The organism is Sediminicola luteus, assembly GCF_002514735.1.
Taxonomy (GTDB): Bacteria; Bacteroidota; Bacteroidia; order Flavobacteriales; family Flavobacteriaceae; genus HQA918.
This window is the reverse complement of sequence record NZ_NBWU01000009.1, coordinates 14439-39354: the sequence shown is the minus strand read 5'-3', so window position 1 is coordinate 39354 and position 24916 is coordinate 14439. Positions and strand designations below refer to the sequence as shown.

Sequence of the window (24916 nt, the reverse complement as noted above, 5' to 3'; positions counted from 1 at the left end):
TGGTTAGTTTTGCATTGAAATAGGTTTCTGAACTAGAATTTCTAGTGAGGAATTAAAAGGGAATCCGGTTAAATTCCGGAGCTGTTCCCGCAACTGTAAGTCTTTCCCGATTTTTTTGGGATCTATTTAGGACAAGTTTCACTTCTAGCCACTGTCGTGCTATGTTTTGTATAAAACCGCGATGGGAAGGCCGAAACTTGTAAGATAAGCCAGGAGACCTGCCATTTCAAAAAACCATTGTTGAACTTTCGGGATAAAAGTTTACGTATGGGTACACCATACCTATTCCCGTTTATCGGATTATTACATGATCAAAAAAAGAATGTATGGCCTATGGGCCATGGCATGTGTTGGGTTTATAGCCCACGCACAGCAGCAAGAGAGCGAAACCCAATTGCAAGAATTGGACGAAGTAGTGGTGACCGACACTAAATTGGCCCTAAATCGGGCCCAATCGGGTAAGACCGTGATTACCATTACCAAAGCGGAAATCGTAGCCGCCCAAGGTTTGAAGGTATCGGAGCTTATCGCGCGCAAAAGTGGTATTGAGATTGCCGGAAGCCGCGGTAGGGAAGGAAGTGTCTATGGTGTTTTTGTCCGCGGGGGTAGAGGACGCCAGGTTTTAGTGTTGATAGATGGTATTCGGGTAAACGACCCATCTTCCGGCGGACAGGAATACGATTTGCGTATGCTGGATCTTTCCCAAATTGAAAGCATGGAAATCATTAAAGGGGCCGCCAGTACCCTATACGGTACCAATGCCGCCACTGCAGTAATCAAGATCAAGACCAAAACAGCTGGGAAAGAAAAGATTTCGGCCACTATTGGTTCTAATTTAGGGACCAACAATACGGCAGAGAACCGAAATTCCAATATAGCCAACTTTTCCAATAACATAAACCTGAACGGTACCTTAGGTGCGTTCAATTATGTGGTAGGTTTTGGGCAAAGATATGCCGATGGTATGTCGGCCATTGAAACTAATACCAATGAAGAAGACCCGTTTTCATCTTTCAATACCGACTTAAAATTGGGGTATGCCATATCGGATAAATGGAATCTATCCGTTTTTGGGAACCATAGTAAAATGCGCACCGAGTTCGATGAGTCCTTCGGTAATATCGATGCGCCCTATGTTTACACTTCGGAACAGAAAAGGGTTGGCCTAAATAGTAATTATAGCTATGGGAAAGGAAGTTTGCATGTAAAAGGTGCTTATAGTGAATATGATTCTGAGTCGGTTAGCGCCTTCCCTGCCACCTATGAGGGTGAAAACTGGGTAATGGACATTTATAACACCCATGCCTTTAATGAGCAATGGCAAACCGTAATTGGGGTAAATTATATAGACGATAGTGCCCAATTTGGTGAGGGGGCCGATTTTAGGATCATTGATCCCTATATAAATGTAGTGTATACAGCGCCATATGGTGTAAACTTGAGCCTTGGTGGTCGTCTGAACAACCATTCTGAATACGGAAGCCATTTTGTGTATAATGTGAACCCTTCTTATCATTTCGATCTAAAGGGTGGTTCCATGAAAGTACTGGCCTCGTATGCCACTTCATATATTACCCCTTCATTGACCCAATTATTCGGGCCATTTGGGGCTAATCCTGAATTGGAGCCCGAAGAAAACAGAACCATAGAAGGGGGGGTGGAGTTTGCCAATGGGAACAAGGTTAGGGCCAGCGCCGTTTACTTTAATAGAAAAGAAGAAAACTATATTACATTCGGACCAAACTTTACCAATATAAATGCCGAAAACACCATAGATGCCCAAGGTATGGAATTGGAACTGGACTGGAGACCCTTGGAAAAATTACGTTTGAGTACAAACTATACCTTTACTGAAAGAAAAGGAGATTTGGCCATTCGATTACCTAAACACGCCCTTAACGCCCATTTAGATTATAGTTTAAGCCAACGTACCCAAATACTATTCGATTATGAATATACCGGGGATAGGGTGGACCAAGACTTTAACCAAATGAATTATCCGGTGGTTGATCTTGAGCCCTTCTCATTGTTCGATATACGGGTAAACCATCAAATTATCCAAAACAAATTGACCGGATATGTACTGGTGGCCAATATTTTCAATGAAGACTATACCGAAGTAATTGGGTTTAGCACCCGAGGAAGGAATGTTTTGGTTGGCTTGCGTTTGCAACTATAGAGACCTAGAAATGTTTGCATACAAAAAAGGCGATGGAGTTGATTCCATCGCCTTTTTTGTATGTAATATGATTCCTTTAAAGGATATTCTTGGTTAAAATAGCCTTATCCTTGGTTCCCCTGTTCAAGTTAGAACTTGTAAAAGCTTCTACGGGCATCAAAGGTGTGTTAACGCCTTTGGTAACCCCACCATTAATTTGTTCAAGGGCTTTTGCCAAGAAGGGCTCATCAGTTTCTCCTAAAACACCCAGGTTCAAGATGTCTTCACGGAATTCGACATCAGGAACCAGTCCTGTGGTATAGTCCGAGAACCCATCGGCATTTTCATTACGACCACAAAGCGGTTGTAAACCCCATTGTACGTCTGCGTTTATACTTCCCACACGATCAGGGTTATAAATAAAAGAGTTAGCCGGATCATCGACAAAAGTTATGGAGAATTCATTTTTCCCCCTAGTTTTTGTGCCGATTTGTGTTACATCTAAATAGGGAGCTAAACCATTGATAACCAATTCGGAGGCAGATGCCGAACCACTAGTTGCCAAAATATATACCTTACTGAGGTTTAGAGTATTTATAGCCGTACCCGAAGTAGTGGTAGCTACGAAATTATCGGTTAACTGGGCTTCAGTAAGCTCGTTTTGGATTTTGTTGTTCCAACGTTGTTTGATAAACAACTTCTCTGTTTCCGTACCGTATATCATACTAGATAGGGCAATGGCACTACTTACCGCGCCTCCGGGGTTATAACGTAGGTCAAGTACCAAATCGGTAACCCCTTCGGCTTTAAAAGTGGCGAATACCTCATTCAATTCATCATCGAAATCCCTAAGGAATCGATTATACATTAAATAACCGATTTTATTTCCTCCACTTTCAATTACTTTATGCAGATACACTGGGTTTTCGGTGAACTCTGTTTTGGTAAGACTTACTTCTTTTTCAATATCAGATACGATACCATCAGTAATAGTGGCAAAACCTAAGGTATAGGTGTCGTTCTCACCGAATAATAATTGAATATAATTATCTATGGTCAAGGTTTGGCCGTTTACCCGGGTAAAGAACTCACCTCGTTGCACATCTTTATTTGAAGCATCGGAATTGGGTAAAATGTATTGCACATAACCCAAAACATTATTTGAATCACCGATTAAGGTAAGGCCAAATTCAACACCATTACTTTTAGATACACCGGCTAAAGAATTTACTAAATCGCGATAGTCTTCAGCGGCAAAACTAAAACGATCAATGGCAGCATCGCTACCCACGACATTCTCATGCTTGTTACAGATGTTATAGAAGAAAGCTTCGGCATTTTCATAAGAATCCAAGAAACTTTCGTAATTATCCTCTTGGTTTTTACCGTCGGCCAAAGCGGCAACATCACCCTGCCAAAAATACCAAAGGTTCATGGCCCTCCACATAAAATTTTGGGCATTTACATCTGCGGCAACAGGTGGCGAAGGGGGAGCTGGTGGTAAGGAATCATCAGAGCTACTGCATCCTATAAGGGCAACTAGCAATATGCCCCATAACATCATTTTTTTCATGCAAACTATTTTTATTAATAACAAATATAGGTATGCTTAACCCTACCTATATTAATAAATTGACGTAATAATACGAATCGTAGGCCAAAATATATTCTATAATATGGTTAAATATGCGATTTCTTAGCCTGTGATATACTGTGCGCTAGAAAATAAAAAGTTCCTCAATATCTCACGATAAACACTTAAATGGCTTAAAAACAGGTAGAAACAGGTGATGAAAAGCTAAATTCTCTTCTTTTTAATTATGAATTAAAAAGAAAAATGGGACCAGATGTAACAAAAGAACAAGCTGTTCGTCATCCTAGTGTAAGACCAAAACAAAAAGACTTACGAACAACGACCGACCGAAATGGAACAGAGTGAATTTTTGAACCAGGTAATGCCGATAAAGGATAAGCTTTTTCGAATGGCCAAAAGATTATTGGTCTCTAGGGAAGAAGCCGAAGACGCTACCCAAGAGGTGTTACTCAAACTTTGGCGAAACAATGCCAAAATGGGAAACTATAAAAGTGTGGAAGCCTTTGCCATGACCATGACCAAAAATTTCTGTCTCGATCGGTTAAAGTCGAAACAAGCGGGCAATCTCTCGTTGGTACATAGCAACTATGGAGACGATAAAACCTCGTTGCAAACACAGGTAGAGGCCATAGACAGTGTAGACTGGGTAAAACGGATTATGGAAGATTTGCCCGAACAACAAAAAATGGTATTGCAACTACGCGATGTAGAGGAATACGATTTTGATGAGATTGGTGAAATGCTCGACATGAAACCAACCGCGGTTAGGGTAACCTTATCACGGGCCAGAAAAACAGTAAGGGAACGTTTAATGCAAAAACATAGTTATGGAATCGCGTAACGTACAAGAACTTTTAGAAAAATATTTTGAAGGAGAGAGCACCGTTTCGGAAGAAAAAGCGCTTAAAAACTATTTCGCAAGCCAAGATGTAGCTCCGGAATTTGCCCAATATGCTCCTATGTTCCAATATTTTTCGGTAGCCAAGGAAGAACGCTACACTAAAACCATACCACTAAAACCTAGGAGACAGTATTACAGGTGGGCATCGGTAGCAGCAGCAGTCGTTATGGCCTTCGGTCTATATTTTGGGAACGAGTACCGCGTTCAAAAGCAACTAGAGCAACAAGAAGCCCAATTTGCTTATGAAGAGACCAAAAAAGCCCTGGGGTTATTGGCCCAGAACTTTGAAAAAGGTACTTCGCAGTTTTCCCACCTAAACCGCTTCGATGAAGCAAAACAGAAAATCTACAAACAAAATTAACGTACAAGTCAAAAATTGAAAATCATGAAAAAAGTTATAGTAATCTTAGCACTTGCCTTTTTGCCCTTGGGGGCCTTGGCGCAATCCGTTTTCGATAAATTCGAAGATATGGACGAGGTAACCACAGTGGTTATCAGTGAAAATATGTTCAAACTTCTTCGTAAGATCGATGTAGATACCGGTGATCCGGAAGCACAAGACTTTATGGATTTGGCCGGAAGCCTAACTGGTTTAAAAGTCTTTACCACCGAAGATGAAAATGTTGGTGGGCAAATTACCGCTGTGGCCAATAAATATCTTAAAAGTGGTTCCATGCAAGAATTGATGCGGGTAAAGGACAAAGATGCCAATGTTAAGTTCTACATCAAGGAAGGTAAAGATGAAGACCATGTAAAAGAACTTTTAATGTTGGTAACCGATATACCAGCTAAAGTTAAAGTGGAGGGTAGAAAAATAGAAACCGTTTTATTGACCCTGACCGGCGATATCGACTTGAACAAGATTTCTTCGATTACCAATAAGATGAATTTGCCCGAAGAATTGAACCATGCCGATAAAAAGAATTAATCGACAATAAATAATAACCAAAACTATTCTTGGATGTAATTCCGGGAGTAGTTTTGGTATTCATCATCAATCAAAAAATCACCTAAAAATCTCTCAGATGAAAACCAATCTTTTAAAAATATTCTTGGCGATAGGGGTATTGTTCTCCTTGCAGTCATGTAAAAATGAGGCTAGTCTACAACAGTATTTTGTAGACAGTATGGAAAAACCCCACTTTATGTCGTTCGATGTTTCGGCTGGCATGCTCAATATTGCCGAAGGGGAATTGGATGCCAAACAAAAAGAAGCCCTACAGAGTTTAAAGAAACTGAATGTATTGATCTTTAAAAAAAACGACTCCAATGCCACCGATTTTGAAACCGAAAGGGCTAGTGTAGATAAAATATTGAAGTCAGGTGATTTTACCGAACTTATGAAAGTAAAGACCCCTTTCGGAAAAGGAAGCCTTAGATACTATGGCGATGAAGATGCCATAGACGAAGTAGTGCTTTACGGAAGCAATTCAGATAAGGGTTTTGTATTGATGCGTATTTTGGGCGACAATATGAATCCGGCCAACTTAATGCAAATGGTACAAGCCCTAGAGAAATCGAACTATAAAGGTGAAGGTCTAGGTAGTATATCGGAAATGTTCGGTTCGTAAGTACATTCCTAATCATAAAATAAGAGCCTATGGATGATTTCCATAGGCTTTTTTCATGTGCTAATACCTATTGTTTCTTTATGGTCACATGAACATCCAATTTATCATTTTCGATGTGTAGAGGAAAATCAATTAAGGATGTTTCATTCGCATTAGTTGGGAATATGTATCTTAGGCCTAAATCAACACATTTTTACACACTATGGAAAACGCTAACATCTGGTTAGAGCAAGGATACGATTTTATCGTCTCCTACGGTCCTAAGGTCATTGGGGCCATTCTTATTTACATTATCGGTTCTTGGATCGTAGGCCGATTGGTCAGGGTCATGAGAAAAATTCTCGTCAAGCGCAATATGGACGAGTCTTTACAGAAGTTCTTGTTAGACCTGGCATCATGGGCGCTTAAGATTCTTTTGGTAATCATGGTTATTTCGGCCTTAGGGGTAGAAACCACAAGCTTTGCCGCTGTAATCGCAGCTGCCGGTTTGGCAATCGGTATGGCTCTTCAGGGTTCGCTCTCCAACTTTGCCGGAGGGGTTTTGATCATGATATTCAAACCTTATAAGATCGGGGACCTTATCGAAGCCCAAGGCGAATTGGGTACCGTTAAGGAGATTGAGATCTTTACCACCAAACTGATTACCCCAGAAAACAAATTGGCCATTATACCCAACGGGGCCATGGGTAACGGGAATATCGTGAACTATACGGCCGAAGGTAAGATTCGGGTAGATACCGTTGCCGGAATCGGTTATGATGAGGACATCAAAAAGGCCAAAGAAGTATTAATGGAGGTACTAACCTCGAATCCTATGGTCTTGAAAGATCCCGCCCCAACGGTTAATGTTCTGGAACTGGCCGATAGTTCGGTAAACTTTGCCGTGCGTCCGTTTTGTAAACCCGAACATTATTGGGATGTTTATTTTGATACTATAGAAGGCACCAAACTGGCCTTGGACAAAGCCGGAATCGAGATTCCTTACCCACATGCTGTGGAGATCAAAAAGGAAGCATAATACAAATTTTAGAATCAAAAAAAGCGCCTTCGGAATCCGGAGGCGCTTTTTGTATATCTGAATTTTAAAACTTAAATCCCAGTTTTGTATATCTGAATTTTAAAACTTAAATCCCAGTATAATTGGCCGGACTGATTTCTTTGAGATAGGCTTTAAGATCGGCCCCGATTTCCAGGGTGTCGATAAACTCAGCAATAGAATCTTGGGTAATACGTGTATTGGTACGTGTTAAACCTTTTAAGGCTTCATAAGGGTTGGGATAGCCTTCTTTGCGCAATACCGTTTGTATGGCTTCGGCCACCACGGCCCAATTGTCCTCAAGGTCTTGTTTTATTTTGGCCTCGTTCAATAAAAGCTTGCCTAAACCTTTTTCCGTAGCTGCCAAGGCAATAAGGATATGCGCAAAAGGCATACCTACATTCCTTAGCACCGTACTATCGGTAAGGTCGCGCTGTAAACGCGATACCGGCAATTTAGCGGCCAAATGTTCTAACAAGGCATTGGCAATGCCCAAATTTCCTTCCGAATTTTCAAAATCTATGGGGTTTACCTTATGTGGCATAGCCGATGACCCTACTTCCCCGGCTTTGATCTTTTGCTTAAAGTAATCCATGGAGATATAAGTCCAAAAATCGCGGTCAAGGTCCAAGAAAATGGTATTGATGCGTTTTAAGCCATCGAAAAGGGCGGCCATATGGTCGTAATGCTCTATTTGGGTGGTCGGGAAAGAATGGTGTAATCCCAAAATATTCTCTACGAAATGGTTTCCAAAACCTTTCCAGTCCACTTCCGGGTAGGCTACCTGATGGGCGTTGTAATTACCCGTGGCACCACCGAATTTGGCAGCGAAAGGGATACGCTCCAATAAACGTTGCTGTTCTTTGATACGGGCCGTAAACACCTCTATTTCCTTGCCCAATCGGGTAGGGGAGGCAGGTTGGCCATGGGTACGGGCCAATAGGGGTATTTCTTTCCATTCGTTACTTAGATCCTGTAACTGGTGTACCAAAGCGTTTAACTTAGGTTCATACACCTCTACCATCGCTTCCTTAATGGACAGTGGAATGGCCGTATTGTTTATATCTTGACTAGTTAGACCAAAATGGATGAACTCTTTATACCCCTCCAAGCCCAATTTGTCAAAAGCTTTTTTAATGAAATATTCTACAGCTTTTACATCGTGGTTGGTCACTTTTTCAATATCCTTGATCTCTTGGGCATCAGAAGCCGTAAAATTCTGGTAAATGTCCCTGAGGTCTTGGAAAAGATTGGCATCGAAATCGGCCAATTGCGGCAAGGGAATTTCGCAAAGTGCGATAAAGTATTCTATTTCTACCCTTACCCTGTATTTTATTAGGGCTTCTTCAGAGAAATAAGGGGAAAGGGAGACTGTTTTTCCGTGGTATCTGCCATCTACGGGAGAAATGGCGTTTAATGGGTTTAAGGACATGCTGTTGCTATTAAGCGCCAAAGATACATAAAGCAACCACTGAGGCAAAAGGGGATTTGTCAAAAAAACAGGCACTTAATTGCCAATTTTGTCGAGAATTTTACGGGCCCGGGATTGGTAGCCGGCACTACCGTTGGGATAACCTTGTAATAAAACTTCACGCAGTTCGGGGTGAACCCATTCAATATCGTGCCCTAACCAAAACAGGCAATCCATAGCTTGGGCCTGGGTGGCCACTTTATATGGGCCGATCAACCATTGGAAACAGGCCTGGGTTATGACTTCTTTTTGTTTGGAAGAAAGTGGATATAACTTGACCAAGGCTTCATTTTTTGAATAGGCCGCCCGCACCACCATTTCAAGTATTTTGGAAAAGGAACGAATACTACCTTCTAAATCGGGGACTTCCAAAACCGTGAAGAATTTATCATAAACGGCATGTATGATTTTTAGGTCGTCCCTACATGCAAACTCCAAGGAAAGTGCCAATTTGCTTGAAAAGGGAGCCTCATTTAGAAGGATGCCTTCTAAAAAAACAGTGGCCAGTTGATGGTCTTCATGTAATAATCTAGCAAAGATAGGCCGGTAGTTGCGAGGGGTACTTTGGTCGTTCAGGATATTTCTTAAGTCGGATTCGGTCAAATCAAGTAACTTTAGTAGGTAAACAATATCAACGATGAAATTACTAAAAAAAATCGCCTGGGCCTTATTGATCGTTTTTGTGGGCATGCAGTTTTTTAGGCCGGAAACCAATACAGCCGAAGCCGGACATTTGGATGCTTTTTTAACCGAAACGAATCCGTCACAAGAAGTAAGACTTATTTTAAAACAGGCCTGTAACGACTGCCACTCCAACCAAACCATTTATCCGTGGTATTCGAACATAGCACCCATTTCATATTGGATGGACGAGCATATCGAACATGGGAAGGAAGAATTGAATTTTTCGGAATGGGCTACTTACAAAAAGAAAAAGAAAGACCACAAACTGGAAGAGTTGGTCGAAGAGGTAGAAGAAGGAAAAATGCCCCTAAATGAATACACTTGGACCCATGTAGACGCCAAACTGACCGATGGTCAGATAAAGGCCTTGACCGATTGGGCTAAACGTACTAGGGCTTTATATCAAATAGGCGAGCGACCACAATAAAACACTTCAACAATACCCTTAATCCCTCTTTCTCGTTTCAAAATCTGCGACACGGATTAATTACCTTATTTCAAGGGTAATGGTTCGTGGTAAAGTATTTCTTTCGGTAATTTTATCGGTTGCTTAGAGGGTAGAATACTTGGCGTGATATAATACAACCCTAAAGGGTCGTTTTTACGTCGGTTAATGTGGGTTATCCGAATGGGGTACCTCCCTTTTTCCAATGGCAATATATAAGACATACTCTTATGTTCTTTTTCCCATTTAATTATTTTTTTCTGGTTGAAAAAGAGACTGGAGCCCGGGGTGGTCTGTATTACGAAAATGTGGTAACCGGGTTCCTGAACTTCAATATACCCTTCGATCTCCAAGGCATATGGCTTGTCTTTGGGTAGATCGTTAAAAGAAAAGTCGCCATCGACCGTACCGCTTTGGGTGGCCTCCATTTTATTTTGTTTGGGCCAATGGTCCCATTCGACATCGTAAATTTTATAGGAAAGTGCACCAGAAACCAATGCCTTGGGATTGGATTTGGCCTGCCAACTTTCGCTTGCTTTGAATGCGCCCTGGTATACCTTGTCATAGGTGCCCCGATTGGAAAAACTTTTAATTCTAAGATCTGTGGGTTTGTCCAGTTTAATTTCAGGAATTGTCATTTCAGCGGTAAGGGTTGGGACACTTCCGTCTAATGTATATCTCGAATTTTTTCCTTCATTGAAAACCCAGACACTATACGGTTCCCCATCTATAACCTCCCCTGCCATCGGATGGAAAACCAAATTATTGGTCATTCCGGAATAAGTGAACATGAAACCATCGTAGGTACCCTTTAACCTTAACGAACTATGGGACTCATCTGGGTATGAAACCGTTTTAAATATCAGGTTTTCGGGTGCAAGCTTTTGCAACAGACTATCCATTACATTTACCCGCATATGTTCTAATGTCCTGCCAGACTGCCCACACATAAAAAGGGTCCGTCTTTCTTTGGTAAAGTTCGGTAGGGTTTTCTTGGCCATATTCAAAACGAGGTCGTTATCCCACCAAAGGGCGGGATCCATAGCCATAAAAGAGGTAAAGGCATTGGTGTTTAACATGGCATATATGGCGAACATGCCACTTAATGAATGCCCCCAAAGCGTATTGGTTCCGTTGGTCGGATACTTGTCGTCAATCAGCGGGATAAGTTCGGTAGTGATATAGGTCAAAAAATCTTTGGCACCACCAGAACCTTTCCAATTCGGTAGTGGGCTAGGAGTAAGTTCAACATTTCGGTCAATGCCCATAACACTTACGATCAAGGTGGGCGGCATATTACCTTCGTTCTGGACAAATCTTTGGATTTGGTTTACCAAGCCCGTATTCCAATTGCCCCCGTCAAGAACATAAAGTACATCGTAGGTTTTGTTGGCTGTAGGGTCGTAACCACGGGGCATAAAGACCTGTACGTACCGTTTCTGTTTCAATGCGGAAGATTCTATGGAATCTAAAAACACCTTATAGTGCTCGGTAAAAACAGTGTCTTGGGCTCGCTTCATACCAATATCGCCCAAGACGATTCCGTCTTCACTTAAATCGATTTTTTTGATATAAGTGGTATAACCGACCCGTCTGACCACCAAGGTGTAGGTTGCCCTGGGTAGTCTGGGTATACAAATCGTTCCATTTTCATCTGAAATACCCTCGGCCAGGATACGGTCGCTATTTTCGGTCTTTATCTCGAATTGGGCAAAACCAATCGGTCCTTTGAGCAACGCGTCTATAACCCGGCCGGTACAACCCGACTTTATTTGATTGTCATCCGCTGCGGTCTGGCCCAATAAAATCGTGAGGCAAAAGAGTGCCAAAAATAAGATTGCTTTTTTCATGATAGTTCGGTTTGGCACCCATATAACAAGGGTTTGATTGGCCCATTAAAGATACGAAACCAACTAGAATTATGGTATTGTTTTTTGTTGTATTTCCGTGTTTTTCAAGTCGAAAAGAAACGATTTCAGAACCCCGGAAAACACTTTTGTTCTGGGGAAATCCAATCCATTCTATTTGGCATACTCTGGTTTACAAATCACGACAGTAAAACGAAGGCTGTTGCTAACTTAATACCGCTGGACTTACCAGAAAAACCTATTTAGCACATAACCTATCGACAACCAAAGGCACTCCTTCGGTAGCGGTTTGGGCCAACACTTCGAGATTGCCATTGACCCCGGCCGGAAGATTTGGGTTAGGATCTATAAAATATATAGGGCAATGTTCGGGAGCATAGTGTATTAAACTTGCTGCCGGATATACTTGCATAGAAGTGCCGATGATTATTAACACATCGGCCTTTTCTATTTTTTCCGCCGCTGTTTCCAATAGGGGAACGGCTTCCCCGAACCATACGATATACGGCCGTAGCTGATGGCCATTTCCGTCGGTGTCGCCAAGCACCAAGTCTTTTTGCCAATGCAATACATGCTTGGGGTTATGGGTACTTCGCACCTTAAAGAGCTCACCGTGCAAGTGCAATACCTGACTGCTTCCTGCCCGTTCGTGCAGATCATCTACATTTTGGGTAATGATATTTACTTTAAAATGATCTTCTAACAAAACCAAGGCCTTATGGGCGGCATTGGGCTCCACCTCTAACAGTTGCCGTCTTCTTTGATTATAGAATTCCAGTACCAAAGCTGGGTTTTTGGCAAATCCTTCAGGGGTGGCCACCTCCATAACATCGTGCCCTTCCCAAAGACCATTGGCATCCCTAAAGGTTCTGAGTCCGCTTTCGGCACTCATTCCGGCCCCTGTCAAGACCACGACACGTTGTTTATCTAATTCAGCCATTGTGCATATTCTTTGGAGTCAAGATAGCCATAAATCCGGTTTTCTTGTTCGTATCCCATTTCAATAAGCATATCGTGCAAGGCTTCCTTTTCCAAACCGTGGCCGATTAATCTGTTCAATAAGCGATTACATTCTTGGTAGTTTCCTTGCATGGCCCTTACCACTATTAAATCTATACTCGCATTATGGAAATCCGGGAATTCCATTTGCATGGCTTCATAAGATTCAACGGCCTTTTCCAAATTCCCTTCCTGTGCAGCCAGATTGCCTTTAAGGTAATTCAAAAAACCATCGGTAGTGGCCTCTTCCAAATCTTCTATGATTTGGTAGGCCGCCTCAAAATTGCCATGGTGTATATAATAGTCCATAAATAGTAAGGCGCAACTTGGGTCGTCCTTGAATTGGTTCAACATTTCCCCTAGGGCAGCAATATATTTATCATCGCCAAGTTGCTGGCTAAGTCGAATATTGAACAAATGATAGTTCTTTTCTTTTTTCATTTCATCACTTACCCCATGCAGATAGTCCAAGGCCAATTCGTGATTTCCCCTACGCGATTCGGTAAAGGTTGCCGTAAGTTGATCGGCATCGCTTTTGGCGGTACTGAAAATTACCTTTTCAATTATGTTCTTGGGCAAAGAAGAAAGAAAGATCCAATTTAAGGTTTGACTGTATTCCTGGCCATTGGCATAAATAAAAATATCACTTACCTGTAGATCCCCCGCCTTTCCGGGGCTAAGTTCATAATCATGGTAGTTTATTCCGGATTCATCACTGAAAAAACGAAATATAAGCCTATAGGTATTCACTTCTTCATCATAATAATAACCGATAAAATCATAATATGCCCCTTGGTTTACCAAGGTGATCAATTCCATAGGTAAGGCCGACATTCCTTGTTTTAGTCCCATTTTAAATTGGGCGATATATCGTTTCAGCAGTGGGTTTTTGTACTCCATATAGGTAACCCGATTACCAAAAGCCTCCAGATTCATGGCGTTTACGAAGCCCACGGAATCACGTTCTAGAATAAACCCTTGAATGGTTTGGCCTAGGGCAAAGGCTAGACTATCGTTACTAGTCGAATTTTCAATAGGGATAGGTAACGGATAATCTTGGGCAGGTTCCGAATTATTGGGTTTGTCCAGACAAGAAAATAGGATGGTGAATACAAGGAAAGATGCATATACACCGGCTTTTTTTAAATTTATGCGCATTTTGGTTAAGATTGGTTTACTATAAAACGTTTGGAAGGTATGGATATTGGTTTATTGGAATATTTATCTGCATTTATCACGGAAGATCGTATGAAAAGGTTCGAAGAAGTATTGGAGCACCGTACGAATTGGCTTACCGTGGCCATTGAAGATGTATACCAACTGCATAATACCAGTGCCGTAATACGCAGCTGCGATATTTTTGGGATACAACAAGCGCATTTGATTGAAAGGCGTTTTGGTGAGCGGTTGGATAAGAATATTGCCATGGGGGCAGAAAAGTGGGTAGACACTTTTCATTATACCGATACCGAGAGCTGCATGAACCACCTAAAAGGCCAAGGCTATGAGATCGTAGCGACCAGTCCGCATGCCAATGCCAGTTTGTTGGACGATTTTAAACTGACCGGTAAGACCGTTTTATTCTTCGGAACCGAAAAAGAAGGTCTAAGCCCTGAGGTTATGGAGCAGGCCGACCGCCATTTAAAAATTCCTATGTACGGATTTACCGAGAGTTTGAATATTTCGGTTTCAGCGGCAATCTTATTGGCCCGTTTGAGCGAACAATTGCGGACCACTTCTTTTGACTGGAAATTATCGGAGGAAGAACGCCTGGAAAAGAGATTGGACTGGACCAAAAAGTCGATCAAAAGTATTGATTCTATCATGGAAAGGTATGATGGTAACCAATAAATTTATACCTTAGGATGGCAACCAACCCCTTCCAGCATGATTTTTGTGCTCTATGTACTTTTAGCCTTGTTATTTATAACACTCAGCTTACATTTTTTATCCCCTAAGGAATTCTTCGTGAAAAGCAAGGTAATCGTAAAAAGGGAACCGGCTGAAATATTCGAGTATTTACGCTTGCTAAAAAACCAATCGAATTGGTCTTTTTGGGAAAAAGACAACCGCTTTTTTGAATCCGGTATCATTGGCGAAGATGGTGAATTGGGGGCGGTTCGTTTTTGGGAAAGCGCCACTAGTGTAGGGCAGGGCGAACAAAAGATAATACATATTAACGCCCCACATAGGATCGACACCGAACTTAGTTTTATGAATTTTTCGTTGTTCAAATGCTTTCTTTACTATAAAGTGGGCCGTAATTCGATGCATAAAACCTTTGTAGAAGTTGGTTTTTCTGCCAAAATGGGTTTTCCTGTGAATATTATGGTCATGCTCAGAGGCTCAAGAAAAAGGGCACAGCTGGGTTTCGACGAGAGTATGCAAAACCTGAAAGCGATTTTAGAAGTCGATTCTGGTCAGTCTTCCAGTTCCAACAATGCCGTATCATAGGGGGAGTTGAGGGCGACATATCCATTTTCAACCACCAGGGAACTGCCTGAATAAGCGTCGCATAATTTAGTGCCGTTGCCAAAAAAACCTTTCACCCGGATCCTTTTTTGTCCTATGGGAAGGTTTAGACCTACGGCCACTTTATCCTTTAGGTTATTACGTACCAGACTTCTACCGAATACATAGGGTTTCTTGGATAGCCTTTTATGCCTGCCCATACCCACGGCCGGATGATCACGCTTAAATTGCCCCAGTTTACGCCAATGCTCTAAAATTGCTTGGGTAGTGGCCGAGCTGTCAATAGCACCCCAATTCATGGGGCCACGTAGGGTAGCATCTCCAATAGTACCTTCTATTAGTAAGGGGCGGGCCGTTTCATCGCCATAGTAAATTTGGGAGATGCCCGGTGCCAACAATAACATTTCAGCGGTCTTTTTCGGTTGCTCCCGTTCCAAATCAAAGGGTTCGCCATCGTCGTGCGATGTTAGGTAGTTTACCACACTTTTTCCCTTGAGTTTGCCATGTAGCAATTTATCGTAAGTTTTAAAAACTGATTCATACCCTTTCTCGGTATCATATTTAAGTCCGAAATTGAGTAGACTTGAAAAACCGTAGTTAAAATAGTCTACCTTTTGGTCTCCAAAATCATATAGTCTTCCGTTGTTTATATTGTACCCATAAACTTCTCCGAGCATAAAGAAAGGGGTATGGTCCAATGCTTTTTCCGGATGTTTTTTCTTCCAGGTTTCAAAGGCATAGGATGCTTCCTGCTTTAATTCTGCCCAACATTGTTCGTCGACATGTTTGGCGGTATCTACCCTAAAACCATCGATTCCAAATTCATGTACATAATCGGTAAGCCATTTGATAATATAGAATCTTGGCGCTCGTGAATAACCCGTCCTTTCAAAAAAACGTTCCAGTTCGTCCAGTTCTTTAGCTAGTCTACCTTCTTCTTTCCACTTGGCCAATATAGCATCCGGTAATTCTACTGCCGTATCCGATTCTGTATACACATCGGGTAAATTTGCCACCAAGGTACAAGCGGTAGTGTTTTTGTAATTGTCATAAGTACATTGCGGACCAGTGCGAACCCAATCTTCGGGCCATACCGGATCTTTCTCGGTAACCGGTCCGGTATGGTTTAGGACCACGTCCATTATTACCCGTATTCCATGGTCATGGGCGGTGTCTACCATGGTCTTGAGGTCTTCATAGGTTCCGAAGTTAGGGTCAATGGCGGTCCAATCCTTGGTCCAATACCCATGATAGCCGTAGGTGGGGCCAGAACCTTCATCGACAATACCATGCACCTGCTCTAGTATAGGTGTAAACCATATGGCCCCAACCCCGAGCTTGTCAAAATATCCTTCTTCTATCTTTTGGGTAATTCCAGCAAGATCACCTCCGTGAAAACCACGCATGGGAGCCGTTTCTTGGGTGCGGCCAAAATTTAAATCATTATTGTACTTACCATTTTTGAAGCGATCGGTAAGTAGAAAATAAATATTCGCGTTTTCCCAATAAAAAGGGGATTGGGCTTCGGGTAATTTTTTTCTAACCGTTTGTGCTACCTCCTTTGAAGTACTGTCCTTTCCTGGAGCGGTATGTTGTTTTTTATCGAACCTACCGCAAAAAATCAATCCTAAAAATACGGGGAGTAGGTATAACAACTTCTTCATAGTGAGGAATTTTCCTTAAAACTATGAAATAGCCTTCTAAACCTAAAACAAAAAGGGAGCTATTAACCTTTTAAACTATGAGGTTACTATTTATCCCGATTCAACACCTTGAATTCTTCATAACATTTACTGATAGCATCCAGTATCTGTAAATCGTTGGCGGTCCTAATAAATGATTTGGAATAGTTACAGTTGTTCAAAATATCTTCGATATCCACTTTTTCGAGTTGCAATAACTCCTCAAGGGTTTCCCTGTCGAATTTAGAGGCCAACAAGTCCCTGATATGGTCATCTTGTTTTACTTTGGTTAGTTTCCGCATTTGGCGTGGCTTTTTGCCAAAGAGGTTGCGCAATAAATCGGCAGGATTCATAATAGCCCCTAAGACCTTGGTTACCGCACTTGGGTTTTTAGAACCCGCTTCATAACCTTTAGATAGACCAGCAATTTGATATTGATAGGCTGTGTTGATCGGAATGTTCTTGACGTCAATTTCCAGGTACCCGGTCAAATTATAGGGTTTAACCACTACTTCTTCTAAAGCATAAGCCAGTTCGGTCATGGCGATTTTAGTGTCACCATATTTGAACATATCATTGGTAACCCGTATTTTTTGTGATTTAAAACCTAGATAGCTAAAAAACAGGGTGTCGTTTACCGCGGCCGGAATATTAAAGTCACCTTTTTTATCTGTGATGGCCCCTATTACCTGGGTTAGGTTTATAATATGGACGTTTTGTAAAGGCCGGTCGGTTTGGGCGTTGACCACTTTGGCCTCGAAATTACGTAAGTTTTGATTTTCTTCTTGGGCCATGGCCAAGGTTGCAAAAAGCAGGCAAAACCAAAAATAATACTTCTTCATAGGTCGATTTATGGTTTTAAAAGTACAAATAGCCTCATAAGAAAAAAATACGAGGCTATTTTTTATGCCCTTTTTAACTTTCTCGTGCAAATGGGACCCATATTCTAAAAGAAGCCCGGTCTACGCTTTCCTTTTCTGTGTCCGGACCCTTTTTTACCTTTTGGCTTACGATCGCGATCCCTACCTTTTTTTCGGTTTCCACCCTCCTTAAAATCACTACTGCGTCTTGGGCTTCGCTTACCCCGACCTTTTTTACCAGAAGATGGTTTGTCGGAAATCTCTACATTGATAAAACGCCCGTCTTGCTTAAAGTCCTGGAATACATTCAGTACTTCTTCAGCCTTGTCGGCATCGGTATTAAAAAAGGAGAAACTCCCTTTTACATCGACCTTGTAAACATCTTCGCGCCCCAAGCCAATCGTTTCTTTTAGGAAGTCTTTAAGTGACATCCAATCGTAGCCATCTTTTTCCCCAATATTGATGAAATAGCGCGTACTGGCTACATCCCTTCTTCCTTTTTCGCTACCGATTTTTCCAGGTTCTACCGTATTCAGGTCTTTGGTTTTACTGTAGTATTCATGGAATCTTGAGAACTCCACCGAGACCATACGCTTTATTAACTCTTCACGATCTAGTTCTTGAAGTACGTCATATATGGCGGGTAGGTAGTTGTTAATATCGTCACTTACCTCCGTGTTTTTGATCTTACTGGCCAAATGATACAATTGGATCTCACAGATTTCTATTCCGGTTGGAATTTTCTTTTGGGCGAATTTCTGTTTAATGATCCTTTCGATGGCATGAATCCTTCGCATTTCACTTTTGGTAACGATTACCATGGAAATACCGGATTTACCAGCCCTACCTGTTCTACCACTACGGTGGTTGTAGGTTTCAATGTCGTCGGGTAATTGATAATTGATTACATGGGTAATATCATCTACATCGATACCGCGGGCCGCTACATCTGTAGCAACCAACATACTGATCTGCTTTTTGCGAAAAGCGTTCATGATCAAATCACGCTGGTTTTGGCTTAGGTCGCCATGTAGGGCGCCGGCATTATAGCCGTCTTCAATCAACTTCTCGGCCACTTTTTGGGTATCGCGTTTGGTACGGCAAAAGACCACGGAGAATATTCCCGGATTGGCATCGGCCAAGCGTTTAAGGGCAGGGTATCGATCACGACCACTTACCATATAATACTCGTGCGCTACAGTACTGGCCCCACTGTTTTTGGCCCCAACGGTAATTTCCTGAGGTTTTGCCATAAATTTTTTGGCAATGGCCGCAACCTCTTTGGGCATGGTGGCTGAAAATAACCAAGTAGATTTCTCTTCAGGGGTATTACTTAATATATCCTTGATGTCTTCATAGAAGCCCATGTTCAACATTTCATCGGCCTCATCGAGTACACAGTAATCGATTTGGGTAATATCGACCATGCCCCGATTGATCATATCTTTCATACGACCTGGGGTTGCAACTACTACCTGCGCCCCTTTTTTTATCTGGCGTGCCTGATCTGTAATACTGGCACCTCCATAGATCGCTACGGTATTGAACCCTTTAACATATTTTGAATACAGTTTAAGCTCATTGGTAATCTGTAAACAAAGCTCACGGGTAGGGGAGATAATCAACCCTTGGGTCCGGCGGCTACCGGCATCTATTTTTTGGATCATAGGAAAACCAAATGCAGCGGTTTTTCCTGTACCGGTCTGGGCCAAGGCCACTAAATCGGTTTCTGAACCCAATAGAATCGGAATGGCTTTTTCTTGAACTTCGGAAGGCGCTGTAAATCCTAAATCGGCAATAGCTTGTAATAGGGTTTCTTCTAAACCCAATGCTTCAAATGTAGACATGTAAATTTTGGTATAATTGAAATTCGATGTACCGTGGAGCGCTCGACAATTCAATTAACCCTACGCCCAATTTGGTACCACCTTGACCTCCAAGGCGGCGCAAAGGTACCTTTATTTATTGATTTAAAAGCGGAAATGGAAAAACTTCCAATTGGAAAGGGTGATATTTACGGAATCAACGAATAGCCGATAATGGCATAAACTACGCCCAATACTCCAAATACGGTAAGGCTCATTAGTAACAAGCGCTGTATTTTAGGGTTCCCGTAAGTAATGATACATACGGCACCAAGTATAATCCCAATTTGAAAAAGTAAAATACTGACATCGATTTTATTAATTGCTTGATCGTATTTTCGGGTAGACTCTTCCCATTCGTTGATACCAATGATTTTACCCATTTCCCCGTTAAGGTCTTGTGCCCAATATTGCCTAGGTACTTTGGAAGAGCCCACCAAGATTTCGGTTTTCTCTGCTTCATATTTCAGCATCTTCGATTTGGCTTGGGAAATCTTACTTTTTATATCGCCTAAACCCTCTTCGCTTACATCGGAAGTTTTCATAAGGGCCTCTAAATAATCGACTTCACTCTCTTTTAGAGTCTGTTTTATACTCTTAGACTGATACCAGCCCGTATAACTTATCATTTTGTTATACGCGATCATCATTTTGTCATTCAGGTTACTGCTGGTAATCTCCATAGCGGACATTAAAAAAGCATACAAAATGATGAACAGACCAACAACCACTTCTGTCTTTTTAACATTAATGCCAAAGGTCTTTTTCGGAGGGGTGGGGGTATTTATGTTGCTTTCCATAGGTTAGGTGGTAGATAGGAATTGAGAGAATTTCACAAAGGCCTTGGCCCTGTGGCTGATTTTGTTTTTTGAAACCAAAGATAACTCGGCAAAAGTTTCGGAATACCCAATAGGTCTAAAAATAGGGTCGTAACCAAAGCCGTTAAGGCCATGCCTGTTACGGGTAATGGTTCCTTCGGCCTTTCCAGAAAAAGAAAAACGCTTGCCTTCCGAATCTCGAAACGCTATTACGGTCTCAAAATAAGCCGATCGGTTATTTTGACCATCTAATTCCTGTAAAAGCTTACGCATATTATCATCGGCAGAAGCTTGCTCACCAGCATATCGCGCCGAAAAGACACCTGGAGCGCCATCTAAAAAGGGAACAATTAACCCAGTGTCATCGGAAAAACAGGCCAAACCGCAATAGTCGTATATGGTGTCGGCTTTGATAAAGGCATTCTCTTCAAGGGTTTCCCCATTTTCTTCGATATCTTGATCAAACCCAATTTCTTCTAAGGATTTTATCTTTATCCCACTGGGGACAAGGTTTTGCACCTCTTTGATTTTATTAGGGTTATGTGTTGCAAAAACAACCTCCATGCATTTCGGTTTTGCTTATCATTTGGTCGTGCAAGCGTATTTAAGATGCTTCAAAAATAATAAATTAAAACCCACAATAGGGTATATTCTTACTAAGAGACTGTTTTGAAATATGTCAATTGTTTTTTTATGCTTCTTCCCGCCTGCCGGACGGGCAGGTTTGCGCCCTATTTCGTTAAAATTTTGAACCGTAGCCCAGCTATGCTTTAAAATTTTGCCTCATAAAGCATCCCTGCCTGCGGCAGGCAGGAAAAACAACCTTTAAAAATTCCAATCACACATTTCAAATCAGTCTCTAAAGTTATCTGTAAAACATATTATGACCAAAATCAGAGGTGACAATACCCCGAAAACCGTAGAAATATAGGTGTCATAAACGTAGTCTTCGAAAATCGACAGATCCGCTTACCGATTTCCGATATATTGCCAATCCAACTTTTATTTTATTAAGGGTTTTGTATTTCTTAGCCATATGCACCATGTGATTGGTGCGATTGGCTAACTTTGTGTCTTAACCTAATAGGAGTAACGTGGGGAGAAAATACGTATTTGACTTTGATAGCACCTTGACCAGGGTGGAAGCCTTGGATGTGCTGGCCGAAATTACCTTGGCGACCAATCCTGAAAAGGGAAAGATAATTGAAGAAATCCAAGAGATAACCAATCTGGGTATAGATGGCGATATTTCATTTACAGAGTCGTTAGAACGCAGGATTCGATTATTGAAGGCGCACAAAAACGATTTGGACGGCTTGGTAGGTCAATTGAAGCATAAGATCTCAAAATCCATCGAAAATAATAAAGAGTTTTTTGAGTCTTATTCAGATGATATTTATGTAATATCTTGTGGTTTCAAAGAGTTTATAGACCCCATTGTGGCCGAATACAATATCCCGGGCGATAGGGTATATGCCAACACCTTCGATTTTGATGGTGACGGCAATATTATTGGTTTTGATGAAGAAAATGTTCTAGCTTCCCACAATGGTAAAATTGCCTGTTTAAAAGCCTTGGACCTTCCCGGAGAGATTCAAGTGATAGGCGATGGCTACAGTGATTATGTAATGCGTGAGGCTGGTTTGGCCCATAAATTTTTTGCTTATACCGAAAACGTTCATCGTGATAAGGCTGCCGATAATGCCGACCATATCACCCCTAATTTAGACGAATTTTTATTTATCAACGATTTGCCACGAAAGATATCCTACCCCAAGAACCGAATTAAGATTTTATTACTGGAAAACATCCACCCGCATGCTTTCGACAATCTTACCGAAGATGGTTTTTCAGTAGAACTATTGACCCATAGTCTGCCAGAGGATGAATTGATCGAAAAATTGAAAGGGGTGCACGTTTTGGGTATCCGATCGAAGACCCAGGTTACCCGTAAGGTACTTGAAGCCGCTGATAAGTTATTGGTAGTTTCCGCTTTTTGTATAGGTACCACCCAAATCGACCTTACGGCTGCCAAAGAAAATGGGGTAGTGGTTTTTAATGCACCCTACAGTAATACCCGTTCTGTGGTTGAATTGGCCATTGGTCAAATAATTATGCTAACTCGAAGCATTTTCCCAAGGAGTACCGAATTCCACCAAGGCCAATGGAACAAGACCGCTGCCAATGCCCGCGAGGTACGAGGTAAAAAGCTAGGAATTGTAGGTTATGGTAATATTGGGAAACAACTTTCGGTACTTGCCGAATCTATGGGGATGCAGGTATATTATTACGACGTAGCCGATAAGCTGGCCTTGGGTAATGCCATTAAATGTAATAGCCTAGAGGATTTGTTATCGGTTTCCGATGCCGTTAGCTTACATATAGATGATAATCCGGCCAATCGGAATTTTATCGGGGAAAGGGAGTTGGAGCGTATGAAAGATGGCGCCATCCTAATTAACCTTTCACGAGGTTTTGTAGTAGATATCGATGCCCTAGTGGTAGCCCTCAATAGCGGAAAATTGAGTGGGGCCGCATTAGATGTGTTCCCTGAGGAGCCTAGGGCCAATGGGGATTTTTACAGTCCTTTACAGGGCATCCCCAACGTGATACTTACCCCGCATATTGGAGGTAGTACCGAGGAGGCTCAGCAAGATATCGCCAATTTCGTACCGAACAAGATCATGGACTATATCAATTCGGGTAATACGGTAGATGCCGTGAACTTCCCGAATATTCGTCTGCCTAGGCAGAATAATGTACACCGCTTTTTACACATCCACGAAAATGTACCCGGGATTATGGCCCATATCAATGAGATTTTGGCCAAGTATAAAATCAATATTACCGGACAGTTCCTTTCTACAGATAGTGAAGTGGGCTATGTAATTACCGATATGGACAAGGATTATAATACAGAGGTAATCCAAGAATTGAAAGCTATTGAACACACCATTAAGTTTAGGGTGTTGTATTAGTAGGTTAAAACCTAGAGATTATAAACAAAGGCAAGGTAAACACCCTTGCCTTTGTTTATTTGATGCCTAATTGGACTAATATTAATTACCAGCGTACCCCATCGATTTACCTATGGTGATAAGGCTCATTTCGTAAGATGGTAAACCCTCTATAAATTTGTTCTACGGCAAATAATCGGACCATTTGGTGTGAAAAAGTCATTTTGGAAAGACTCACCTTACCCTGGCATTCTGCATAGACATCTTTACTAAAACCGTAGGGGCCCCCAATGGCGAAAACCAAGGTTTTTAGTCCGGAATTCATTTTCTTTTGCAGGTAATCAGAAAAGCCAACGGAATCGAATTCCTTTCCTTTCTCGTCTAAAAGCACCAGGGCATCAGAGGGCCCTAGTCGTTTTAATATTTCTTGACCCTCTTTCTCCTTCTGTTGGTTTTCCGACAGGTTTTTTACGTTCTTGATGTCGGGAATGGTAATCAGCTCAAAACCTACATAATGCTTCAATCGCGAAACATATTTTTGGGTCAATGTTTCCATTTCGCAATTATCGGTCTTGCCAATAACGATCAGTTTGATATTCATGCCCCAAATATACGGTCATAATTTGTCCGTAACCACATCCCATATTTTGTATTTTAGCTTTCCTAAACACCTACAATGATTTCTAAGGAAAAATTCGATGCCGAAATAGAAGGCATTATCATAAATGCCATCCGCGAAGATGTTGGTGATGGCGACCATAGTTCCTTGGCCTGTGTACCTGCGGAAGCCCGAGGAAAGGCGAAACTATTGGTAAAGGACGAAGGCGTTATTGCAGGGGTTGATTTTGCCAAAAGGGCTTTTAACCTGGTAGATCCAAACATGTCTGTAGAGGTGTTGATCCCTGACGGAAGCCAGGTGTCTTATGGCGATGTGGTCTTTTATGTCGAAGGCCCTTCGCAGAGCATTCTAAAGGCCGAGCGTTTGGTGTTGAATACTATGCAGCGTATGAGTGCTATAGCCACCAAAACCAAGTCGTATGTCGATTTGTTAGAGGGCACCAAAACCCAAATATTAGATACGCGAAAGACCACACCAGGTTTTAGGGCGGCCGAAAAATGGGCGGTTACCATTGGGGGTGGCGAAAATCACCGTTTTGCCTTATATGATATGGTCATGCTAAAAGATAACCATATCGATTTTGTGGGTGGCATAGCCCAAGCCATTGAAAAGTCAAAATCCTATTTGGCTGAAAACAAAAAAGATCTGAAGATTATCGTCGAAGCCCGGAATTTAGATGAAGTTGGCCAAATTTTAAAGGCTGGCGGTGTGTACCGTATACTTTTGGATAATTTCAATTACGAAGACACCAAAAAGGCCGTAGCCCTGATCGGTGACCAATGTTTGACCGAATCGTCCGGGGGAATCAATGAAAACTCCCTTCGGGCCTATGCCGATTGTGGGGTAGATTATATCTCTTCCGGGGCTTTGATCCATTCGGTACACAACATGGATTTGAGTTTAAAGGCCGTATAAA

23 protein-coding genes and 1 riboswitch are annotated in these 24916 nt (G+C 41.8%); of the genes, 11 read left to right on the top strand and 12 right to left on the bottom strand.

The genetic code is table 11. The features are described 5' to 3' along the window. The first annotated feature begins 4 nt into the window (after positions 1–4). Positions 5–240, top strand: a riboswitch (cobalamin riboswitch). Between the two features lie 67 nt (positions 241–307). Then, complete coding sequence (locus B7P33_RS18920) at positions 308–2179, top strand: TonB-dependent receptor plug domain-containing protein (protein ID WP_097443810.1); 1872 nt, start codon at positions 308–310, stop codon at positions 2177–2179. A gap of 76 nt (positions 2180–2255) precedes the next feature. On the opposite strand, the gene B7P33_RS18915 is transcribed toward B7P33_RS18920, so the two are convergent. Continuing rightward, entirely contained in the window at positions 2256–3731 is a 1476-nt protein-coding gene (locus B7P33_RS18915; protein ID WP_097443809.1) for a S41 family peptidase, read from the bottom strand. Between the two features lie 352 nt (positions 3732–4083). Here B7P33_RS18915 and B7P33_RS18910 point away from each other — a divergent pair, with 352 nt between their 5' ends. The 5 genes from B7P33_RS18910 (at position 4084) to B7P33_RS18890 (ending at position 7242) form a co-directional block, all read left to right on the top strand. After that, positions 4084–4593 (top strand): RNA polymerase sigma factor, encoded by a 510-nt coding sequence (locus tag B7P33_RS18910; protein ID WP_097443808.1) that lies wholly within the window; start codon positions 4084–4086, stop codon positions 4591–4593. Continuing rightward, complete coding sequence (locus B7P33_RS18905; protein ID WP_097443807.1) at positions 4580–5014, top strand: hypothetical protein; 435 nt, start codon at positions 4580–4582, stop codon at positions 5012–5014. The genes B7P33_RS18910 and B7P33_RS18905 overlap by 14 nt, the downstream gene beginning before the upstream one ends. Before the next feature lie 24 nt (positions 5015–5038). Beyond that, complete coding sequence (locus B7P33_RS18900; RefSeq protein ID WP_097443806.1) at positions 5039–5581, top strand: DUF4252 domain-containing protein; 543 nt, start codon at positions 5039–5041, stop codon at positions 5579–5581. Positions 5582–5678: 97 nt separating this feature from the next. Beyond that, on the top strand, positions 5679–6224 hold the full coding sequence (locus B7P33_RS18895; protein WP_097443805.1) for a DUF4252 domain-containing protein: 546 nt from the start codon (positions 5679–5681) through the stop codon (positions 6222–6224). Positions 6225–6426: 202 nt separating this feature from the next. After that, positions 6427–7242: a mechanosensitive ion channel family protein gene (locus B7P33_RS18890; protein WP_097443804.1), complete on the top strand. Its 816-nt coding sequence runs from the start codon at positions 6427–6429 to the stop codon at positions 7240–7242. Between the two features lie 106 nt (positions 7243–7348). Here B7P33_RS18890 and purB read toward each other — a convergent pair whose 3' ends face one another. Together purB and B7P33_RS18880 are read right to left on the bottom strand one after the other, a co-directional pair. Continuing rightward, entirely contained in the window at positions 7349–8692 is a 1344-nt protein-coding gene (gene purB / locus B7P33_RS18885; protein ID WP_097443803.1) for an adenylosuccinate lyase, read from the bottom strand. Between the two features lie 75 nt (positions 8693–8767). Continuing rightward, on the bottom strand, positions 8768–9334 hold the full coding sequence (locus B7P33_RS18880) for an adenylosuccinate lyase (protein ID WP_141402519.1): 567 nt from the start codon (positions 9332–9334) through the stop codon (positions 8768–8770). A gap of 34 nt (positions 9335–9368) precedes the next feature. On the opposite strand from B7P33_RS18880, the gene B7P33_RS18875 reads away from it, so the two are divergent. Continuing rightward, complete coding sequence (locus B7P33_RS18875; protein WP_097443801.1) at positions 9369–9842, top strand: heme-binding domain-containing protein; 474 nt, start codon at positions 9369–9371, stop codon at positions 9840–9842. Positions 9843–9907: 65 nt separating this feature from the next. Here B7P33_RS18875 and B7P33_RS18870 read toward each other — a convergent pair whose 3' ends face one another. The 3 genes from B7P33_RS18870 to B7P33_RS18860 form a co-directional block, all read right to left on the bottom strand. Beyond that, a complete protein-coding gene (locus B7P33_RS18870; protein WP_097443800.1) occupies positions 9908–11710 on the bottom strand; it encodes an alpha/beta hydrolase-fold protein in 1803 nt (600 codons plus the stop codon). 256 nt (positions 11711–11966) lie between these two features. Then, positions 11967–12668, bottom strand: a complete 702-nt coding sequence (locus tag B7P33_RS18865) for an SIR2 family NAD-dependent protein deacylase (protein WP_097443799.1) — start codon at positions 12666–12668, stop codon at positions 11967–11969. Beyond that, positions 12656–13885 carry a tetratricopeptide repeat protein gene (locus B7P33_RS18860; RefSeq protein ID WP_097443798.1) on the bottom strand — a complete coding sequence of 410 codons (1230 nt, stop codon included), beginning with the start codon at positions 13883–13885 and terminating at the stop codon, positions 12656–12658. Before B7P33_RS18860 ends, B7P33_RS18865 begins: the two co-directional genes overlap by 13 nt. Positions 13886–13924: 39 nt before the next feature. Here B7P33_RS18860 and B7P33_RS18855 point away from each other — a divergent pair, with 39 nt between their 5' ends. Next, positions 13925–14578 carry a TrmH family RNA methyltransferase gene (locus tag B7P33_RS18855; RefSeq protein WP_097443797.1) on the top strand — a complete coding sequence of 218 codons (654 nt, stop codon included), beginning with the start codon at positions 13925–13927 and terminating at the stop codon, positions 14576–14578. A 36-nt stretch (positions 14579–14614) separates the two neighbouring features. After that, on the top strand, positions 14615–15181 hold the full coding sequence (locus tag B7P33_RS18850; RefSeq protein WP_097443796.1) for an SRPBCC family protein: 567 nt from the start codon (positions 14615–14617) through the stop codon (positions 15179–15181). Here the strand turns inward: B7P33_RS18850 and B7P33_RS18845 are convergent. From B7P33_RS18845 to rdgB, 5 genes are all read right to left on the bottom strand, one after another. Then, a complete protein-coding gene (locus B7P33_RS18845; RefSeq protein WP_097443795.1) occupies positions 15148–16863 on the bottom strand; it encodes an alpha-amylase family glycosyl hydrolase in 1716 nt (571 codons plus the stop codon). The genes B7P33_RS18850 and B7P33_RS18845 overlap by 34 nt on opposite strands. Before the next feature lie 86 nt (positions 16864–16949). Then, entirely contained in the window at positions 16950–17723 is a 774-nt protein-coding gene (locus B7P33_RS18840; RefSeq protein WP_097443854.1) for a carboxypeptidase-like regulatory domain-containing protein, read from the bottom strand. A gap of 104 nt (positions 17724–17827) precedes the next feature. Continuing rightward, the gene (locus B7P33_RS18835; RefSeq protein ID WP_097443794.1) at positions 17828–19588 is read right to left on the bottom strand and encodes a DEAD/DEAH box helicase; all 1761 of its coding nucleotides are present in this window, start codon (positions 19586–19588) and stop codon (positions 17828–17830) included. 167 nt (positions 19589–19755) lie between these two features. Then, on the bottom strand, positions 19756–20406 hold the full coding sequence (locus tag B7P33_RS18830) for a DUF4337 family protein (protein ID WP_097443793.1): 651 nt from the start codon (positions 20404–20406) through the stop codon (positions 19756–19758). A 3-nt stretch (positions 20407–20409) separates the two neighbouring features. Then, complete coding sequence (rdgB, locus tag B7P33_RS18825) at positions 20410–20988, bottom strand: RdgB/HAM1 family non-canonical purine NTP pyrophosphatase (protein WP_097443792.1); 579 nt, start codon at positions 20986–20988, stop codon at positions 20410–20412. A 530-nt stretch (positions 20989–21518) separates the two neighbouring features. Here rdgB and serA point away from each other — a divergent pair. After that, entirely contained in the window at positions 21519–23402 is a 1884-nt protein-coding gene (serA, locus tag B7P33_RS18820) for a phosphoglycerate dehydrogenase (RefSeq protein WP_097443791.1), read from the top strand. Positions 23403–23508: 106 nt separating this feature from the next. Here the strand turns inward: serA and rlmH are convergent, their stop codons facing one another. Further along, on the bottom strand, positions 23509–23982 hold the full coding sequence (gene rlmH / locus B7P33_RS18815) for a 23S rRNA (pseudouridine(1915)-N(3))-methyltransferase RlmH (protein WP_097443790.1): 474 nt from the start codon (positions 23980–23982) through the stop codon (positions 23509–23511). 75 nt (positions 23983–24057) lie between these two features. Here rlmH and nadC point away from each other — a divergent pair, with 75 nt between their 5' ends. After that, complete coding sequence (nadC, locus tag B7P33_RS18810) at positions 24058–24915, top strand: carboxylating nicotinate-nucleotide diphosphorylase (protein ID WP_097443789.1); 858 nt, start codon at positions 24058–24060, stop codon at positions 24913–24915. Position 24916 lies beyond the last annotated feature (1 nt).

Bases quoted from the DNA above. Each gene is read 5' to 3' on its own strand.
- B7P33_RS18920 (WP_097443810.1), top strand. From the start codon at position 308: ATGATCAAAAAAAGAATGTATGGCCTATGGGCCATGGCATGTGTTGGG.
- B7P33_RS18915 (WP_097443809.1), bottom strand. From the start codon at position 3,731: ATGAAAAAAATGATGTTATGGGGCATATTGCTAGTTGCCCTTATAGGA.
- B7P33_RS18910 (WP_097443808.1), top strand. From the start codon at position 4,084: ATGGAACAGAGTGAATTTTTGAACCAGGTAATGCCGATAAAGGATAAG.
- B7P33_RS18905 (WP_097443807.1), top strand. From the start codon at position 4,580: ATGGAATCGCGTAACGTACAAGAACTTTTAGAAAAATATTTTGAAGGA.
- B7P33_RS18900 (WP_097443806.1), top strand. From the start codon at position 5,039: ATGAAAAAAGTTATAGTAATCTTAGCACTTGCCTTTTTGCCCTTGGGG.
- B7P33_RS18895 (WP_097443805.1), top strand. From the start codon at position 5,679: ATGAAAACCAATCTTTTAAAAATATTCTTGGCGATAGGGGTATTGTTC.
- B7P33_RS18890 (WP_097443804.1), top strand. From the start codon at position 6,427: ATGGAAAACGCTAACATCTGGTTAGAGCAAGGATACGATTTTATCGTC.
- purB (WP_097443803.1), bottom strand. From the start codon at position 8,692: ATGTCCTTAAACCCATTAAACGCCATTTCTCCCGTAGATGGCAGATAC.
- B7P33_RS18875 (WP_097443801.1), top strand. From the start codon at position 9,369: ATGAAATTACTAAAAAAAATCGCCTGGGCCTTATTGATCGTTTTTGTG.
- B7P33_RS18870 (WP_097443800.1), bottom strand. From the start codon at position 11,710: ATGAAAAAAGCAATCTTATTTTTGGCACTCTTTTGCCTCACGATTTTA.
- B7P33_RS18865 (WP_097443799.1), bottom strand. From the start codon at position 12,668: ATGGCTGAATTAGATAAACAACGTGTCGTGGTCTTGACAGGGGCCGGA.
- B7P33_RS18860 (WP_097443798.1), bottom strand. From the start codon at position 13,885: ATGCGCATAAATTTAAAAAAAGCCGGTGTATATGCATCTTTCCTTGTA.
- B7P33_RS18855 (WP_097443797.1), top strand. From the start codon at position 13,925: ATGGATATTGGTTTATTGGAATATTTATCTGCATTTATCACGGAAGAT.
- B7P33_RS18850 (WP_097443796.1), top strand. From the start codon at position 14,615: ATGATTTTTGTGCTCTATGTACTTTTAGCCTTGTTATTTATAACACTC.
- B7P33_RS18845 (WP_097443795.1), bottom strand. From the start codon at position 16,863: ATGAAGAAGTTGTTATACCTACTCCCCGTATTTTTAGGATTGATTTTT.
- B7P33_RS18840 (WP_097443854.1), bottom strand. From the start codon at position 17,723: ATGAAGAAGTATTATTTTTGGTTTTGCCTGCTTTTTGCAACCTTGGCC.
- B7P33_RS18835 (WP_097443794.1), bottom strand. From the start codon at position 19,588: ATGTCTACATTTGAAGCATTGGGTTTAGAAGAAACCCTATTACAAGCT.
- B7P33_RS18830 (WP_097443793.1), bottom strand. From the start codon at position 20,406: ATGGAAAGCAACATAAATACCCCCACCCCTCCGAAAAAGACCTTTGGC.
- rdgB (WP_097443792.1), bottom strand. From the start codon at position 20,988: ATGGAGGTTGTTTTTGCAACACATAACCCTAATAAAATCAAAGAGGTG.
- rlmH (WP_097443790.1), bottom strand. From the start codon at position 23,982: ATGAATATCAAACTGATCGTTATTGGCAAGACCGATAATTGCGAAATG.
- nadC (WP_097443789.1), top strand. From the start codon at position 24,058: ATGATTTCTAAGGAAAAATTCGATGCCGAAATAGAAGGCATTATCATA.